This window comes from Marinomonas ushuaiensis DSM 15871 (assembly GCF_000521805.1).
GTDB lineage: Bacteria > Pseudomonadota > Gammaproteobacteria > Pseudomonadales > Marinomonadaceae > Marinomonas > Marinomonas ushuaiensis.
In genome coordinates, this window is record NZ_JAMB01000003.1 from 141420 (window position 1) to 157622 (window position 16203).

The window sequence follows — 16203 nt, forward strand, 5'->3', positions numbered from 1 at the left end:
CAATGTAAATCATCACATTGGCGTTTTTATTGGTCTACATTCTATTAAGCATTTACTACATGAAAGCATTATCAGTAACCGTATGGTCTGTTGAATCCTTAACTCCTGTTAAACCAGGCACTTTCTCTATAAGTGTTTTCTCAACACCTTCTTTTAATGTCAAATCTACAGCACTACAACCTTGACAACCACCACCAAACTTCAACACTGCAATCTGACCATCGACCACCTCCAACAAACTAACCTCACCACCATGAGACGCTAAGCCTGGGTTAATGTCAGAATACAAAACATAGTTGATTTGATCTTCAATTGGGCTGTCAGCAGTCACCTTCGGCATCTTAGCGTTAGGGGCTTTAATCGTTAATTGGCCACCCATTTTCTCGGTTGCATAATCTACAAACGCCTCATCTAAAAAATTAACCGACATTTTTTCGATGAACACTTTAAGCTTTGGTAAATTTAAAATTTCATCCGTCTCATTTACTTCATCTGGCCTGCAATAGGCGAGACAAGTCTCAGCATAAGGTGTACCTGGCTGCTGAATAAAGATCCGCACAGCAATCCCCTCCACGCCTTGTTTCTCTAGTAATGAAGACAAATACTCTTGGGCACCATCCGTAATTGTAATATTCATAATAACCCTTTCTAAATCTATATAACGATTGATGGCTACATATTACCGCAGATACCTAATAATTCCAAAGACCAAGTAAAGAAGTAAGGTATTTTTTTTCCTTCATTTAAAAAACCAATTGATAACTCTTCACCTCAATAAGCCTTATTGAAAAAACCGCTAAAGATATAAGTAAATATTCGTTTTTAGTATAAAGGATGTTTGTTAATATAGATTTATCAAATTTTATTAATCACGGTTCCTAACTATGTATCAATATGACGCCATAGACCAACAGCTTGTTGAAGAACGTGTCGCTCAATTTCGCGACCAAACACGCCGTTACCTAGAAAAAGAATTAAGCGAAGAAGCATTTCTACCTCTACGCCTTCAAAATGGGCTATATGTCCAACGCTACGCTCCAATGTTGCGAATTGCGATTCCATATGGAATGCTTTCTAGCACTCAACTACGAAAACTAGCAGATATTAGCTGTCGTTATGACCGCTCTTATGGTCACTTTAGTACCCGTCAAAACCTACAATTAAACTGGCCAAAACTCGAAGACGTTCCTGACATTCTTGCCGAACTTGCTGAAGTGCAAATGCACGCAGTACAAACAAGTGGCAACTGCATCCGAAACACAACAACAGATCAGTATGCTGGCGTTATTGCAGATGAAGTCGTTGACCCTCGCCCTTATTGTGAATTAATTCGTCAGTGGTCCACTTTTCACCCTGAATTTGCCTTTCTACCACGAAAATTCAAAATTGCGGTCAATGCAACAGAATCTGCAGACAGAGCGGCAACACAGGTACATGATATAGGCTTACACATTAAGAAGAACGATGTCGGCGAAATTGGTTTTAAAGTCATTGTTGGTGGTGGCCTTGGTCGCACACCTATGGTTGGAGTCACGATAAGTGAATTTATTCATCGCGCAGATCTATTAACCTATTTAGATGCCATTATTCGCGTTTATAACCAACACGGTCGTCGTGACAATAAATACAAAGCTCGTATCAAAATATTGGTTAAAGCGCTAGGTATAGAAGAGTTTCGTAGCCGTGTTGATGCAGAATGGGCTCACCTTAAAGGTAAAGAAAGCACTGTTCCAATGACTGAATTTGATCGTCTTGCAGGTTTCTTTTCCGAGCCAGCTTACGAAGAACTAGTAAATCAGCCAGAAAGCTTAACAACAAAATTGGCTAACAGTGCAGGGTTTGCACGATGGTTCGAGCGTAATACGTTTGAGCACAAAAAAGCCGGCTACCGTATAGTCACTTTGACTCTGAAAAAAGCAGGTCAAGCACCGGGCGACGCAACAACAGAACAAATGCAAAAAGCTGCCGATTTGGCGGATAAATTCAGTTTTGGCGAGCTTCGTGTAAGCCATGAGCAAAATCTTGTGCTTTCAGACGTGCGCCAAGAAAAGCTTGAAGCATTATGGGAAGCGGCAAAAGAAGCAGGGTTCGCAACCCCTACCCTAGGTTTATTAACAGATATGATTTGCTGCCCTGGTGGTGACTTTTGCGCTCTTGCAAACGCAAAATCGATTCCTATTGCAGCACAGATACAAGATACTTTTAGTGATCTAGATTACCTCTTCGATCTTGGCAATATTGACCTAAATATTTCCGGTTGCATGAACGCTTGTGGCCACCATCATGTCGGCAACATCGGCATCCTAGGTGTAGATAAAAAAGGTGAAGAGTTTTACCAGATATCTATTGGTGGCGCATCAGGTCATGATGCCAGCATAGGTAAAATTCTTGGCCCTTCTTTTGCTCAAGAAGAAATCAGTAATGTGATTCAAAAATTGATGAATGTATACGTTGAAAATCGCTCTGAAGAAGAACGATTCATTGACACTTATCGCCGCGTTGGTATCACACCATTTAAGGAGGCTGCTTATGCCAAAGCTAATTAAGAACGGCGAAATAATTGAAAACCAATATGTGTGGCGACAAGATGCCGACCAAGAAATCACAGCAAACAGTATTGTGTCTGCTCAAAAATGGCTATCAGAAAAAAATACAATCGGCAAAGTTGCTGGTATCTGGCTAGACGCTGGTGATGGCACAGAGTGCCTACAAGAAGTCGACCTCACACAATTTAATGTTATTGGCATACACTTCCCTGCGTTCGCTGATGGGCGAGGCTTTAGTTATGCCCGCTTACTAAAAGAAAGATTAAATTACCAAGGTGAAATAAGAGCGCTTGGTAATTTTATCCCAGACCAATTGGGCTATCTATTGCGTGTTGGCTTTAACAGCTTTCAATTTAATGACGACGTAGATTTAGATAAGGCATTGTCTCTGCACAGCCCTTTTTCTGTTGCTTATCAAGGCGACGCCTCAGATCCTAGACCTCTTTTCCTTCGCCGCTAGACGTAACATTTACAATAAAATATCTATAAAAGGCCATTTCGATGGCCTTTTTCTATTGCGTATTCGCTTCCTCATGACTATCGTAATGAACAGACTAAAGTGATTGATTGTTAAAGGAACTTAACGTGCCCAAAAAACGTATTATAGGCCTAATTGCAGGCACACTACTCTCTGCTACTGCGCACTCTGCGACAGTTTATGTCTCTGATATACAGTTTGTTGCTATCCGAGAAGGTTTAGATAACAGCACAAGAGCAGTAGAAAGAGGTATCAAAAGCGGTACCCCGCTAGAAATCCTTGAACAGGGGGACGGCTACACAAAGGTTCGCACCCCAAGTGGAAATCAAGGCTGGGTTGCTGATTATTTTCTAAGTGACGATGCAGTAACAAGAGATCAACTCGACACACTACAAGCAAGCATAAATAGACTTACCAAAAGTCGATCAGAAATATCCAACTCATTAACAATTAGCCAACAAGAAATCAAAGAGTTAAATGCGCTAAATTCATCGCTTAAAAATGAAAACCGCACATTAAAACAGCAAATTGAAAACAACACCGAGCTTTCAAAAAGAGCGCAAGACATTGTCACACAAAATGAAGATGTAAGTTATCAAATTGAAAGCCTGAAACAACAAGCGAATACCGCCATAGCACAATCAAAAAGACTACATGACTCAACTGAGCAAAAATGGTTCATGATTGGTGCAGCCACCTTACTTGGCGGCCTACTACTAGGCATATTAATACCAATGATGCGTCGTAAGAAAAACGGCTCAGGATCTTGGTCTTAAATAAAGTAGATAACAAATTGATAGCTTACCTTTGCCCCTCAAAGAGTAAGCTATCACTTTTTAAAAATAGCTTTGCATACTTCCAAACACAATCGAATACGCATTTCCACCCCATCCCCTCTAGCAACTACAGTACTGCAACCAACCAATCGCATACCTTTCTAACCTATTAAAAAGAACTTATTGAGTATTTATAAAATGCTTTTCGTTACCCTCTTCCTTTAAACACATAAAATATAATAGAATAGCGCGAAATACTTGACCACAAACGAACAAAGTCTTGTATACTAACGCGCAAATTTCGTCCTCACTTATTTAGAGTAATGTAATGGCTGACTTATCAAAATACAGAAACATCGGTATTTTTGCTCACGTTGACGCGGGCAAAACGACTACTACAGAACGTATCCTTAAACTTACCGGTATGATCCATAAAATCGGTGAAGTTCATGAAGGTGAATCTACAACTGACTTCATGGAACAGGAAGCTGAGCGCGGTATTACCATCCAGTCTGCGGCTGTAAGTTGTTTCTGGAAAGATCACCGTTTTAACGTAATCGACACACCTGGACACGTTGACTTCACTGTAGAAGTTTATCGTTCTCTTAAAGTTCTTGATGGTGGTGTTGGTGTATTCTGTGGTTCTGGTGGTGTTGAACCACAATCAGAAACAAACTGGCGCTATGCCAATGAATCAGAAGTTGCACGTTTAATATTCGTAAACAAACTAGATCGTCTAGGCGCTAGTTTTTACCGTGTCACTGAACAAGTAAAAAAAGTACTGGGTGCGACGCCATTAATCATGGTTCTTCCAATCGGTACTGAAGATGAGTTTTGTGGTGTCGTTGACCTTCTGAGCCGTAAAGCTTATGTATGGGATGATTCTGGCCAACCAGAAAACTACAGCATTGAAGACGTTCCTGCTGATATGGTTGATCAGGTAGAAGAATACCGTGAAAAACTAATCGAAACCGCAGTTGAACAAGACGATGATGTAATGATGGCGTACATGGATGGTGAAGAACCAGCTATGGAAGACATAAAACGCTGTATTCGTAACGGTACTCGTGATCTTGCATTCTTCCCGACTTACTGTGGTTCTGCTTTCAAAAACAAAGGCATGCAACTTCTTCTTGATGCTGTTATCGATTACCTACCAAGCCCAACAGATGTTATTCCACAAGATCTTACGGACGAAGAAGGTAATCCAAATGGCGAGAAAGCAATCGTTGATGCTAGCGAACCATTCAAAGCACTTGCATTTAAAATCATGGATGACCGTTTCGGCGCCTTGACTTTCGTACGTGTTTACTCTGGCGTTCTTAATAAAGGCGACACAATTCTAAACAGCTTCACAGGCAAAACAGAACGTGTAGGCCGTATGGTTGAAATGCATGCAGATGACCGTAAAGAAATCAGTACAGCGCAAGCTGGTGATATCATTGCAATTGTTGGCATGAAAAACGTACAAACTGGTCACACTCTTTGTGATCCTAAACACCCTTGTACACTTGAAGCAATGGTTTTCCCTGAGCCTGTAATCTCCATCTCTGTTACTCCGAAAGATAAAGGTGGCAACGAGAAAATGGGTATTGCGATTGGTAAAATGGTTGCAGAAGATCCAACATTCCGTGTTGAAACTGACATCGACTCAGGTGAAACAATTCTTCGTGGTATGGGTGAGCTTCATCTAGACATCAAAGTAGATATCTTAAGACGTACATACGGTGTAGATCTTATTGTTGGTCAGCCGCAGGTTGCTTACCGTGAGACAATCACAAAAGAAATCGAAGATACTTACACGCATAAGAAACAGTCTGGTGGTTCTGGTCAATTCGGTAAGATCGATTACCGCATCAAACCAGGTGAGCCAGGTTCTGGCTTCGTATTCTCTTCTACAGTTGTTGGTGGTAACGTACCGAAAGAGTTCTTCCCTGCTGTAGAGAAAGGCTTTAAATCGATGATGAATGAAGGTGTTCTAGCTGGCTTCCCAGTACTAGACGTTGAAGTTCAGTTGTTCGACGGTGGTTTCCACGCAGTTGACTCCTCTGCTATTGCCTTCGAAATCGCTGCAAAAGGCGCTTTCCGTCAGTCAATTCCAAAAGCTGGTGCTCAGTTGATCGAACCTATCATGAACGTTGATGTGTTCACTCCTGATGATCATGTTGGTGATGTAATTGGTGACCTTAACCGACGTCGCGGCATGATCAAAGACCAAGAGAAAGGTGTAACTGGCGTTCGCATTAAAGCCGATGTACCTCTTTCTGAAATGTTTGGTTACATCAGCACACTACGTACAATGACTTCTGGTCGTGGTCAGTTCTCTATGGAGTTCTCTCACTACCTACCATGTCCTTCTAACGTAGCTGAAACAGTCATCGCTGCTGTTAAAGAGAAGAAAGAACAAGAGAAAAAAGATAAGTAATATCTAATTTCTTTTAAAAAGCCCGATACATTCGTATGTATCGGGCTTTTTTATAACTTCGAATAAAAGCAAAAAAAAGAGCACTAAAAGCGCCCTTTTCATCAATACAATCCCACTAGAATGGTGCCGGATACTCTCTAAAGACAGACATCACATCCGCTAACACGTCATCTGATAAAGCCAAGTCAAAAGCACTCACATCTTCTTTGAGCTGATCTAAAGACGTCGCTCCGATAATAGTCGAACTGACACCATCAACCTGATCGCACCAAGCTAAAGCCAACTGAGCCGCACTCAAGCCATGTTTCTTTGCCACATCAACATAACCTGAAACTGCTTTCTCAACCAAATCTGTATCACGAAAAAGCCCATTACGCTGGGCAAAGCTCCAACGACTACCTTCAGGACGAGCACCACCAAGATACTTGCCTGTTAATGCACCAGCAGCCAAAGGCGACCAAGGTAAATAAGCGACATCTTCATGGACACAGTTTTCAATTAAATACGGCCAATCTTTTGCGTGTAACAAACTGAATTCGTTTTGGATCGAAGCCACTCTTGGCAAATCGTATTTATCACTTAGGCGAATATATTCGTTAATCCCCCAAGTAGTATCATCAGATAAACCGAAATGACGGATTTTTCCTGCTTTTATACATTTCGCAATACCCTGCAGAATATCAAGCATTTGAGCAGAGTGAGCTTCACGATCGACATCTGAAAAAGAAATATGCCCTGGAAAATGCTTCGCAAAATGAGGAGAAGTTCGATTAGGCCAATGTAGCTGGTATAAATCAATATAATCCGTCTGCAAACGCTTCAATGAAGCATCAACAGCAACAACAACAGCATCCCCCGTAATTGGGCCGCCATCACGAATATAATGTAAGCCTGGACCTGCTATTTTGGTTGCTAAGATAATTTCTCCACGACGAGATGGATTACGAGACAACCAGTCACCAATAATAGTTTCTGTTTTACCATAAGATTCAGCCGTTGGTGGAACAGAATACATTTCAGCAGTATCAAAGAAATTAATACCGTTTGCTAAGGCATATTCAATTTGAATATCAGCATCAGCTTGATTGTTTTGAGTACCCCAAGTCATGGTACCCAAACAGACTCGAGAGACTTCCAAACCTGTTCGGCCAAGTGGCGCATATTTCATCATTCATATCCTTTATATCCGAGCAGCACAGAAAAATGCGCCACAAAATAAACTAAAGGGTCAATGTAATAAAATTTTCGCCATCAAGCCAGTTTTATCAATGAAAACAATAAGGAGCTTATTGTTTTCATCTACTTTCCTTCCAATAAAGGCTCATAACGTTTGTCAGTTAATGTCTTAAGAAATGCAACGATCGCGTCCACCCGTTGATCCGGCAAAGCTGGACCAATTTCTAAATTTTCAAAATCAATATTTTCTGCGACTTCAGGTGCAGCCCAAGGCTCTCCAGTTTCAGGGTTGATAGTACGAGTTGGGTTATTGTATTTATCATAAAACAAAACAGTAGTACGCAAATCTTGAAACACACCGTTATGCATATAAGGACCTGTTACGGCGACATTCCTCAAAGATGGCACTTTAAATTTCCCAGCCTGTAACGGGTCTGTTACCTCTGGGTTATCTAGTAAACCTTTATCTATAAAACCACCATTATGAGCCGTTAAAGCTGCATTAGCAGGTACACCAATATTACGATACTCATAATTTGTGAAGGTTTCTTGTTCATAAAATGGTGAAGTATTTAACTGATGACAGGCATTACAATTCGTAAACTGCTGGGAAAAGAACAAAGTCTTACCTAACTCTTCTTCCATCGTAAATTTGTCTTCGCCTCTTAAAACGCGATCATATTTTGAGTCGAAAGGCATAAATAAAGTCGTTTTTTCAAAGGTTGCAATGGCATCAGTAATCGCGGCATACCCTTTCTCGTGATCATCCAACACTCCAGGTTCATATAAAGAGTTAAACATATCCTCATAACGTGGATTTTCCTTCACACGAGCAACAACACTAGCATTGTCAGGCATTGCCATTTCTACGGAATTCAAAGGCGGCCCTGCAGCCTGATCAGCCAACCCTGACTCTCGTCCATCCAAAAACTGTCCTCCTTTATATTCACCGTTAGACATTTGATGAAAAGGCGGCGAGAAGGCCGCATAGGCTGCCGTTGGTGTATTACGCGTACCAACAGAATGACCATCGCTGCCTAATGATACTGCTCCAGAGAAGACATCATTTCTTTTATCAACGAATGCGTTCGCAATATCATGACAAGTTGCGCAAGATTGATTTCGCTCTTTTGATAAGTTTGTATCGAAGAATAACTGAGAGCCCAATAACGCCTTAGGATCAGCAAGTGGAATAGGAAGCTCTTGAGCAACCTTAGTGATTTTAGGTTGATCTAGAGCTTGTTTGGATTCACTGCATGCAGAAACAAGCAAGGAAACAGCAATCACACCAAGAGAAAAGCGTAGCATTGTATTTTAGCCATCAAATAATAAGTCAGCGAATAATACACTTATGCAGAATTTGAGTACAACATTGACAATGATTCTCACTTATTTAATACACAAAAAAAACGCTAAACAAGATCCATATCAAAAATCTCGTTTAGCGCTTTGATGTTTACTAAATACACAGCGCCGAAAACTCACTTAGCTCTTTAATTCCATTCATTAGCTTTGCTCTGGTAACGTCACATTTAGCTCTAGCACGGAACAGTCATCCGTATTATCAAGCTGAATCTGCACATCCTCACTACCAATTTGCACATACTTTCGAATAACATCAATAATTTCTTGCTGCATTTGAGGCAAGTAGTCTGGCTGATGTCGCTTACTGCGCTCATGAGCAACAATAATCTGTAAACGATCTTTTGCAACAGAAGCAGAACTTGGTGCATTCTTGCTTTTAAAATAATCAAAAATTCCCACTCTAACCTCCTAACAACCGTTTCATAAAGCTTTTTTTCCGAACTTCCAGGAAGCGCAAAGGACACTCTTCACCAAGTAGTCGATTAACAGCATCGGTATAAGCTAAGCCTGCCTCCGATTCTGTATCAAGGATAACGGGCGCCCCTTGATTCGATGCCTTAAGTACTGCTTCCGACTCTGGAATAACACCAATTAATGGAATCGCCAAAATATCTTCAACATCGGAAACACTCAGCATTTCTCCCAAAGCAACACGCTCTGGATGATAACGAGTTAAAAGCAAATATTCTTCAATCGGCTCTTTACCATCTTCGGCACGTTTAGACTTGCTCTGCAAAATACCAAGAATACGATCTGAGTCACGAACAGAAGACACTTCAGGATTTGTGACAACAATCGCCGCATCAGCAAAGTACAAAGCCATTTGAGCGCCCTTTTCAATTCCAGCTGGCGAATCACAAATAATATAATCAAACTCTTTAGCAAGCTCCTCTAAGACTTCTTGAACGCCTTCGGTCGTCAATGCATCTTTATCACGCGTCTGAGAAGCAGGAAGAATAAACAGGTTCTTAGTACGCTTATCTTTAATAAGAGCCTGAGACAAAGTCGCTTCTTTATTAATGACATTAACAAAGTCATAAACCACACGACGCTCACAACCCATAATAAGGTCTAGATTTCGTAAACCCACATCAAAATCGATAATAACGGTTTTATGACCTTTTAATGCAATACCAGTCCCAATAGCAGCACTGGACGTTGTCTTACCGACACCGCCCTTGCCTGAGGTGACCACTATAATTTTTGCCAATGTTATATCCTCCGATAAACTCATATAGAGCACATCTAAATAATCAAATGAATAATAAATTTTAAAGCGGTACGATTTCTAAACTATCGTCAACTAATAGCACTTGCGCGCTGTCTTTCCAAACAATATCTTGAAGTGCGTCGCTCAACATGAAGTTGCCTGCAATGGAAACCAATTCCGCTTCCATGCTTTTACAAAAAATTCGTGCTTCCACATCCCCTTTGACACCGGCCAAAGCTCTGCCTCTCAATGTGCCATAAACATGGATATTTCCATCAGCTAATACTTCAGCGCCAGCACTAACCTGAGCCAAGATGATCAAATCACCTTCAGCATAAACTTGTTGCCCAGAACGAATCGGCTTGGTTATGACTTTCGTTGCTTGGGGAACCAAACGCTCCTCCACCACAGTTTTCACCACAACATCTGGACTTATGTCTTCTTTTGTTTCTGGTGCCATTTGAATTGCTCTTGCCTTACTCGCAGGCAAAAGAGGAATCGTCACAGACGCTTTCCATACTGGCAAATTTTCCGGATCACAACGCCAGCCAATAACACCAAGACCGAGTGATCCGACCGCCTGAATAAGCGCTTCAAATTCATCTATTGTGATACCTCGTTTCATTTTCGAAATATCAATAATAATAGGCGCCTGATTAAAAAAGTGCGGCACTTGGTCAATCTTTTTCTTTAAATGAAAAATAATGTTATCTAACGAAAAAGTCTGAATTTCCAATAAAATCGTCGTAACAACACTTCCTTTTAGTCGGAAGCCTGAGTCTGTCATGTAAACAGTCCTTTTTTAAAAACTTTAGTAGTGCTAGTTATATAAAAGACGCTAAACGCCTCAAATAGCATACAGAAATCTATTCTATCAAGCTGAATGATTAAAGGAAGACGTCAGAACACAGCCTTTACACTCCATCAGATACTTATTCTGCTCTTTTATAGTGCTAAGAATAACGTAAAATGCTCAATAATAAACGAAAGATTAACCTTTTGATTTAATTAATATTTTACAACTTACTTACATACTTGTTCCCACTTTTCTGGGGAAAACTTTCGCACCATAAAAATCCGCTTCATACATCAAATTTAATTAGATGTATGAACAGCAAATTCAGGCGCTAAACGACTCACACCTAAACCACTTTGCTTTGTCAGCTTGATTTGAACAGGAATACGCTCTTTTAATGCACTTATATGACTGATAATCCCAATGGTTTTCCCAGATGAATGCAAGTTATCCAAAGCATCAAGAGCAGACTCTAATGTTTCGCTATCCAAAGTGCCAAAACCTTCATCCAAAAACAAAGAATCAATGCTGGTTTTATGGGACACCAAATCAGAAAGCGCCAACGCCAACGCCAAGCTCACCAAGAAAGATTCTCCGCCAGACAAAGTTTTCGTGTCACGAGACGCATTTGCTTGCCAAGTATCCACCACAGCTAATGACAAAGCCTCTTCCTGTCTTTTTAACTGATAACGACGATGTAACACGTTCAGATGCTGATTTGCCAAATACACCAAATGGTCCAAAGTCAGGCTTTGTGCAAACCGGCGGAATTTCGCACCATCTGCAGAGCCTATCAAATGATTCAATCGTTCAAGATGAACTACGTCTTCTCGCAAAATTTGCAACTCTTCTACTGAAGCTTTTGCCTGTTCTCGACGTTGCTTTTCTTCTTCGATCTTATTCGCGACTTCTCCCCAGTTACGATTGAGCAATTGTCGTTGATTTTCAAATTGCACAACCAACTCAGATAACTCTTCAGGGGAAGTCGTATCCATTACGTCACTTATGGGTTTGTTATCCATGTGTGATGCTAGGGACATTTCCGCTTGTATCAACAATGCAGCTTGTCGCGTGTTTACATCTTTTAGCTCACTATAAGTCTGCTGTAAAGTATTCAGATCGTCATGAGATAAACACGCCATTTTCCAGGATAAAACATCCTCAAAACCTTTCTCTTTAAGCACACCTTGCCAAGCAGATTTCGCAACGTCCAATTCAGCTTTAAGAGCTTGCAACGATTTATCAAGCGCCTTCAAAGTCGCCTCTGATGCCGCCAATGTTTTCTGTTTCTGCTCGTGTTCTTTTGAAATAGAATCTAATGCTGATCGGCTGGATTCTAAAGACGCTTGAGCATCAGAACGATATTGAGCAAGTGTTTTCTCGCCTAACTTTTCAAAAAGACTCTTATCAATCCTTGCCAGTTCATTTTTCAAATCCGTTAATTGAACTTGTATTTTCTCTAGCTCTACAGCATTGTCACTCACACGTGATTCTAACGACGTAATTTCATAACCTAACTGGTCAACTTGTTGACGCTGCACATCAAGATTGTTCTTGGCTGCTCTCCATGACCGCAAAGAAGTCTGTAATGCCAACAAAGAATCACTCAAAGGCGATACGAGATACTTTTCTGGAACACCAGCAGATTGAATGGAAGCCATTAAGGACTGAGCAACCCTACTTTTTTCTTGAGTGATTTTCTGCTGCTCATCGAGCTTGCTATCAAAAGCCTGACGAAGCAATCGACCTTGAGATTCTTGCTGCTGAAGTTGCAATTCTATCTTCGGCAGATCAGCCGTCGCGTTATTAAACTCTTCTTCTAAAACCAAACGCTGCTGATGCTTTTCCAAAACAACTTTGTTGGTTTCAGTCACTTGAATCCAATCTTTTTGCACGGCTTCCACTGTTTCTTTGACGGTCGTTTCTTCAAGCACTTCGACCGAATCAATTGCCAAACGATTTAATAGCACAAACAATGACACCTCTAAATCCGCCAAGGCTGCCATTGAGGATTGCCTCTGCTCAAGACGCAGCTCTTTCTCGCTGGCAGATACCTTTTGATCAGACTTTAACGCCAAACCGGATTGCTTAAGCACTTCCAATTCAGCTTGCAAAGCGTCTAATCTTTGCTGATTTTCAACATTGGTTGCTTGATGCAAGGCATGGCCTAAATCGTGCTCGATAGAACCACACAAAGGGCAGTGATCATGCTCAGTTAAATTTTCCCTTAGTGTATTAAGAGCAATAATATGGCGCTCTGCGTCCACCAGCTTAGCAAGATCTGAACAATGATGACTTTTCTCTTTATAAGCTTTTCGCTGCTGTGCAAGCTGCTCTTCTTGTTGAATGACTTTATTTCCCAACGCTTGAATTGTGTCATTTACATTGCCAAGTTCGATTTTCTTCGATTGATACAGCTTGTAATTATGAGCAAGCTCATTAGATTTTTGCTGTTGCAAATCCAGCTCACGAACATACTCTTGCCATTCATTCAGCTCACGGCCGGAGGAAAGGCGAAAATAGTCTTCAAGGGTATTTTTTAGCTGTTGTTCCAAATTAGCGACAAGGCGACGTTGCAGCTCTTTTTGATCTTTACTGGCGGCAAAAGTTTTAAGCGCTGCGTCTAGCGCATTTTTCGATGTAGCAATATCAGCCGCCAAATTCATTAGAGCTTGATCTTGCGTCTGAATAGAGTCTTGTTGGTATTGCCAGTTCGATAACTGTGCTTCAATTTGCTCAGGTGCTTGCCATTCTGACAAGCTGGTTTCGCTTTGCTGACAGAGTAACTGCCCCTGATTAAGCTTTTCTTTTAAAGCCTCTAACTCTTTTGAACTAGATTGATGCTTTTGATTAAGCTCCTCGTGGCGCTTGCTAACGCCAATTAACTGCTCGTTAATATTTTCACGGCGAGAAACCAAAGGCTGAATAACATTGGTTACTTCGTCATTCAGCTCCCCCCATTGTTGAGCTTGCTCATCATACGCCAACTTAGAAGCTTTCACCTGCTCTTCGAGTGCTTTAGAAGTAGCGGATTGCTTAGTTTGTTGTTGAAGTGCTGCTGCTTTTTCTTGTTCAAGCTCAGTTGTTCGCTTGACCATTTTCGTCAGCACGTCATATTGAGACTGCAAACTATTGGCCGTTTCCGCCTTATTCAATAAGACTAAATTAGGCTGAAAGTTTTCTAATGCTGTAATAGCGTCGGCACTTTGCTGTTTAGTTTGTGCCAATTGTTGCGTTAGATGAGATTCTGTTTGACACCACTCTAAACTTTGCTGATGTTGTTTTAAGCGCTGAGCAAGCGTTTTATCCTGCCCGTCATATTCTTTTTCTTGCTGAACCAAAGCATCAAGTTCATCATTGCTTAACAATTTTCGCTGAACATTAATAACTTCTAGCTGGGTGATTTTTACCTTTTCAGCTTTGTGCTTCTCAAAAATCCATTTAGAAACCTGACCGTAAACTTCCGTACCTGTGAGCTCTTCCAATAGTTCTGCACGATCATTAGCCGTAGCATTAAGAAACGCCGAAAAACCACCTTGCGCCAGCAGCATGGATTTAGTGAAACGAGAAAAGTCTAAACCGGTAATTTCTGCAATTTTATCTATTTTTTCATTGATTTTACTTGTAATGATGGTGCCGTCGATTTCACACAACTCACAGGTCATTGGTTGCAATTTACCATCGCTGCTCCCTCGAGCACGACGCTGCCCCCAAAAAGCTCGATAGCCTTTGCCTTTTATTTCAAATTCCACTTCCGCAAGGCATTCTGCCGTATGGCGCGTCATCAACTCATTTTGACTAGGCGAGACTTTCAAGCGTGGCGTTTCATGGTACAAAGCCAAACAAATGGCATCGAGCAAGGTAGACTTACCCGCGCCTGTTGGCCCCACAATGGCAAACACCCCAGCGTCATCAAAAGGCGCTTTGGTAAAATCGATTTCCCACTCACCTTTTAATGAATTTAGGTTTTTCAGTCGAAGCTTACAAATTTTCATGCTTGCTCCTCTTCATGACTTTCACTGTCTTCTTCACTGTTCTTTTTGGCATTTTCTGAATAAGTTTTTTCACTCACTTTGATATCGTCAGATAACTCATTTTGAGATTCTTCCATTTCAGTAAGACAAACATTAAATAGTTTTGTTAGAGTCTTCGCTTCTTCCTCTTCAATGTCCAAATTAGCTTGCAGGCTTTTCTCAAAAACATCGCTAACCGTTAACTCAGACAACGTTTGGCGAGATTCAAAAGCATCCGTCTTTTTTTCCAAAGCGCTTTTTCGCATCACTCGCAGCAATTCAATCGGCTTATCATCAATCACTTCCATTATGCGTTTCTGTACATCGCTCAAATAGTCATCGGCCACAATAGTGACTTCCAACCAAAGCGTTTGACCTGGCTCGAAGCTTTTTACAAAACCTTGTTCGTTAAGCTGCTTTGTCACTTCTTTTAAGCTTCCTTTAAGACTCGCCATTGGCTGAAACATAGGAATACTCACTAATCGAATCGGCTCTATTTTGTCTTCTGCAGACTCCCTAGCGAAAAGGTCTCCCATTACAGGAAGCTCTTTCTCCTCAAGCTGCTCTGAAAATAAATCCGTGTCGACAATAACTAAGGTTTTCTCTCGCCCTAATTCATCAAAGCTCAATGGAATTGGCGAGCCGCTGTAACGAAATCGACCGTTTTTGGTAATCGCCTGCGCTCGGTGTATATGACCAAGCGCGAGATAATCAAAGGCTGGAAATACAGACGTTGGCAAGGCTTCTAACGTTCCCACATAAAGATCACGAACCGATTCACTGACTTGCCCACCCATCGCAGTAAGATGACCCGTTCCTATAATCGGCACAGGCGTTTTCAAGGTTTTATTCTTCTCAGTAGCAAGAAGGTAAACTTGCTGATAAAAATCACTTATGTGTTGCAGTAACCCCATTTTCTTATCTTGCTCTGATTGACCAGACAGGCTCTTCATCACATCTTTAGGGCGAAGATAAGGCACAGCACAAACCCAAGCAGAGATTTCGCCTTGCTTGTTCATCAATGGAATAACATGGGATTCAATATCATCAAGGTTAGCTTGGCTGGAAACCTGTGTGTCTAGATAAGAAAGGAGGCTTTTGGATTCATTGAGCATACTCACAGAATCATGATTTCCTGCCACAATGACTAGCTGACACGCTCGTGCTTTCATATCCAACACAAGCTGATGATACATTTCACGGGCATAACTTGGTGGCGAACCCGTATCAAAAATATCACCCGCGATAATAACAGCATCAATATGGTCACTGTCCACCAGCGCCAACAACCAATCAATAAACGCCTTATGTTCATCTCGACGAGACTTTCCCATAAAGTGTTGTCCAAGATGCCAATCAGACGTGTGTAGAATTTTCATGTGTGGCCTTTTAGATTAAATCGATGAAGCTAAATGTTT

Annotated in this window: 12 protein-coding genes; 4 read left to right on the forward strand and 8 right to left on the reverse strand. The window is 41.2% G+C overall.

Annotated features, from left to right (window positions below; translation table 11 throughout):
• Nucleotides 1-55 precede the first annotated feature (55 nt).
• Entirely contained in the window at nucleotides 56-637 is a 582-nt protein-coding gene (gene nfuA / locus MUS1_RS05390) for a Fe-S biogenesis protein NfuA (protein WP_036159925.1), read from the reverse strand.
• A gap of 247 nt (nucleotides 638-884) precedes the next feature.
• Here nfuA and MUS1_RS05395 point away from each other — a divergent pair, with 247 nt between their 5' ends.
• The 4 genes from MUS1_RS05395 (at nucleotide 885) to fusA (ending at nucleotide 6225) form a co-directional block, all read left to right on the forward strand.
• Nucleotides 885-2546: a nitrite/sulfite reductase gene (locus tag MUS1_RS05395; protein ID WP_036159927.1), complete on the forward strand. Its 1662-nt coding sequence runs from the start codon at nucleotides 885-887 to the stop codon at nucleotides 2544-2546.
• Nucleotides 2530-3006: a DUF934 domain-containing protein gene (locus tag MUS1_RS05400; RefSeq protein WP_036159929.1), complete on the forward strand. Its 477-nt coding sequence runs from the start codon at nucleotides 2530-2532 to the stop codon at nucleotides 3004-3006. Before MUS1_RS05395 ends, MUS1_RS05400 begins: the two co-directional genes overlap by 17 nt.
• Nucleotides 3007-3131: 125 nt before the next feature.
• Nucleotides 3132-3800: a TIGR04211 family SH3 domain-containing protein gene (locus tag MUS1_RS05405; protein ID WP_036159931.1), complete on the forward strand. Its 669-nt coding sequence runs from the start codon at nucleotides 3132-3134 to the stop codon at nucleotides 3798-3800.
• Between the two features lie 328 nt (nucleotides 3801-4128).
• A complete protein-coding gene (gene fusA, locus MUS1_RS05410) occupies nucleotides 4129-6225 on the forward strand; it encodes an elongation factor G (protein ID WP_036159933.1) in 2097 nt (698 codons plus the stop codon).
• Nucleotides 6226-6340: 115 nt separating this feature from the next.
• Here fusA and MUS1_RS05415 read toward each other — a convergent pair whose 3' ends face one another.
• The 7 genes from MUS1_RS05415 to MUS1_RS05445 all read right to left on the reverse strand — a co-directional run bounded on the left by MUS1_RS05415 (nucleotide 6341) and on the right by MUS1_RS05445 (nucleotide 16164).
• Nucleotides 6341-7396, reverse strand: coding sequence for an aldo/keto reductase (locus MUS1_RS05415; RefSeq protein ID WP_342665489.1), 1056 nt, complete (start codon nucleotides 7394-7396; stop codon nucleotides 6341-6343).
• A 128-nt stretch (nucleotides 7397-7524) separates the two neighbouring features.
• A complete protein-coding gene (locus MUS1_RS05420; protein ID WP_036159937.1) occupies nucleotides 7525-8709 on the reverse strand; it encodes a cytochrome-c peroxidase in 1185 nt (394 codons plus the stop codon).
• Nucleotides 8710-8907: 198 nt separating this feature from the next.
• Nucleotides 8908-9165, reverse strand: coding sequence for a cell division topological specificity factor MinE (gene minE, locus MUS1_RS05425; protein WP_036159939.1), 258 nt, complete (start codon nucleotides 9163-9165; stop codon nucleotides 8908-8910).
• Between the two features lies 1 nt (nucleotide 9166).
• Nucleotides 9167-9976 (reverse strand): septum site-determining protein MinD, encoded by an 810-nt coding sequence (gene minD, locus MUS1_RS05430; protein WP_036159941.1) that lies wholly within the window; start codon nucleotides 9974-9976, stop codon nucleotides 9167-9169.
• 61 nt (nucleotides 9977-10037) lie between these two features.
• Nucleotides 10038-10763, reverse strand: coding sequence for a septum site-determining protein MinC (gene minC / locus MUS1_RS05435; protein ID WP_036159943.1), 726 nt, complete (start codon nucleotides 10761-10763; stop codon nucleotides 10038-10040).
• 308 nt (nucleotides 10764-11071) lie between these two features.
• Nucleotides 11072-14767 carry an SbcC/MukB-like Walker B domain-containing protein gene (locus MUS1_RS15650; protein ID WP_051436125.1) on the reverse strand — a complete coding sequence of 1232 codons (3696 nt, stop codon included), beginning with the start codon at nucleotides 14765-14767 and terminating at the stop codon, nucleotides 11072-11074.
• Nucleotides 14764-16164 (reverse strand): exonuclease SbcCD subunit D C-terminal domain-containing protein, encoded by a 1401-nt coding sequence (locus tag MUS1_RS05445; protein ID WP_036159945.1) that lies wholly within the window; start codon nucleotides 16162-16164, stop codon nucleotides 14764-14766. Before MUS1_RS05445 ends, MUS1_RS15650 begins: the two co-directional genes overlap by 4 nt.
• Between the last annotated feature and the right edge of the window lie 39 nt (nucleotides 16165-16203).

Excerpts from the sequence above, each read along its gene's own strand:
- nfuA (WP_036159925.1), bottom strand. The coding sequence starts at position 637 with ATGAATATTACAATTACGGATGGTGCCCAAGAGTATTTGTCTTCATTA.
- MUS1_RS05395 (WP_036159927.1), top strand. The coding sequence starts at position 885 with ATGTATCAATATGACGCCATAGACCAACAGCTTGTTGAAGAACGTGTC.
- MUS1_RS05400 (WP_036159929.1), top strand. The coding sequence starts at position 2,530 with ATGCCAAAGCTAATTAAGAACGGCGAAATAATTGAAAACCAATATGTG.
- fusA (WP_036159933.1), top strand. The coding sequence starts at position 4,129 with ATGGCTGACTTATCAAAATACAGAAACATCGGTATTTTTGCTCACGTT.
- MUS1_RS05415 (WP_342665489.1), bottom strand. The coding sequence starts at position 7,396 with ATGATGAAATATGCGCCACTTGGCCGAACAGGTTTGGAAGTCTCTCGA.
- MUS1_RS05420 (WP_036159937.1), bottom strand. The coding sequence starts at position 8,709 with ATGCTACGCTTTTCTCTTGGTGTGATTGCTGTTTCCTTGCTTGTTTCT.
- minC (WP_036159943.1), bottom strand. The coding sequence starts at position 10,763 with ATGACAGACTCAGGCTTCCGACTAAAAGGAAGTGTTGTTACGACGATT.
- MUS1_RS15650 (WP_051436125.1), bottom strand. The coding sequence starts at position 14,767 with ATGAAAATTTGTAAGCTTCGACTGAAAAACCTAAATTCATTAAAAGGT.
- MUS1_RS05445 (WP_036159945.1), bottom strand. The coding sequence starts at position 16,164 with ATGAAAATTCTACACACGTCTGATTGGCATCTTGGACAACACTTTATG.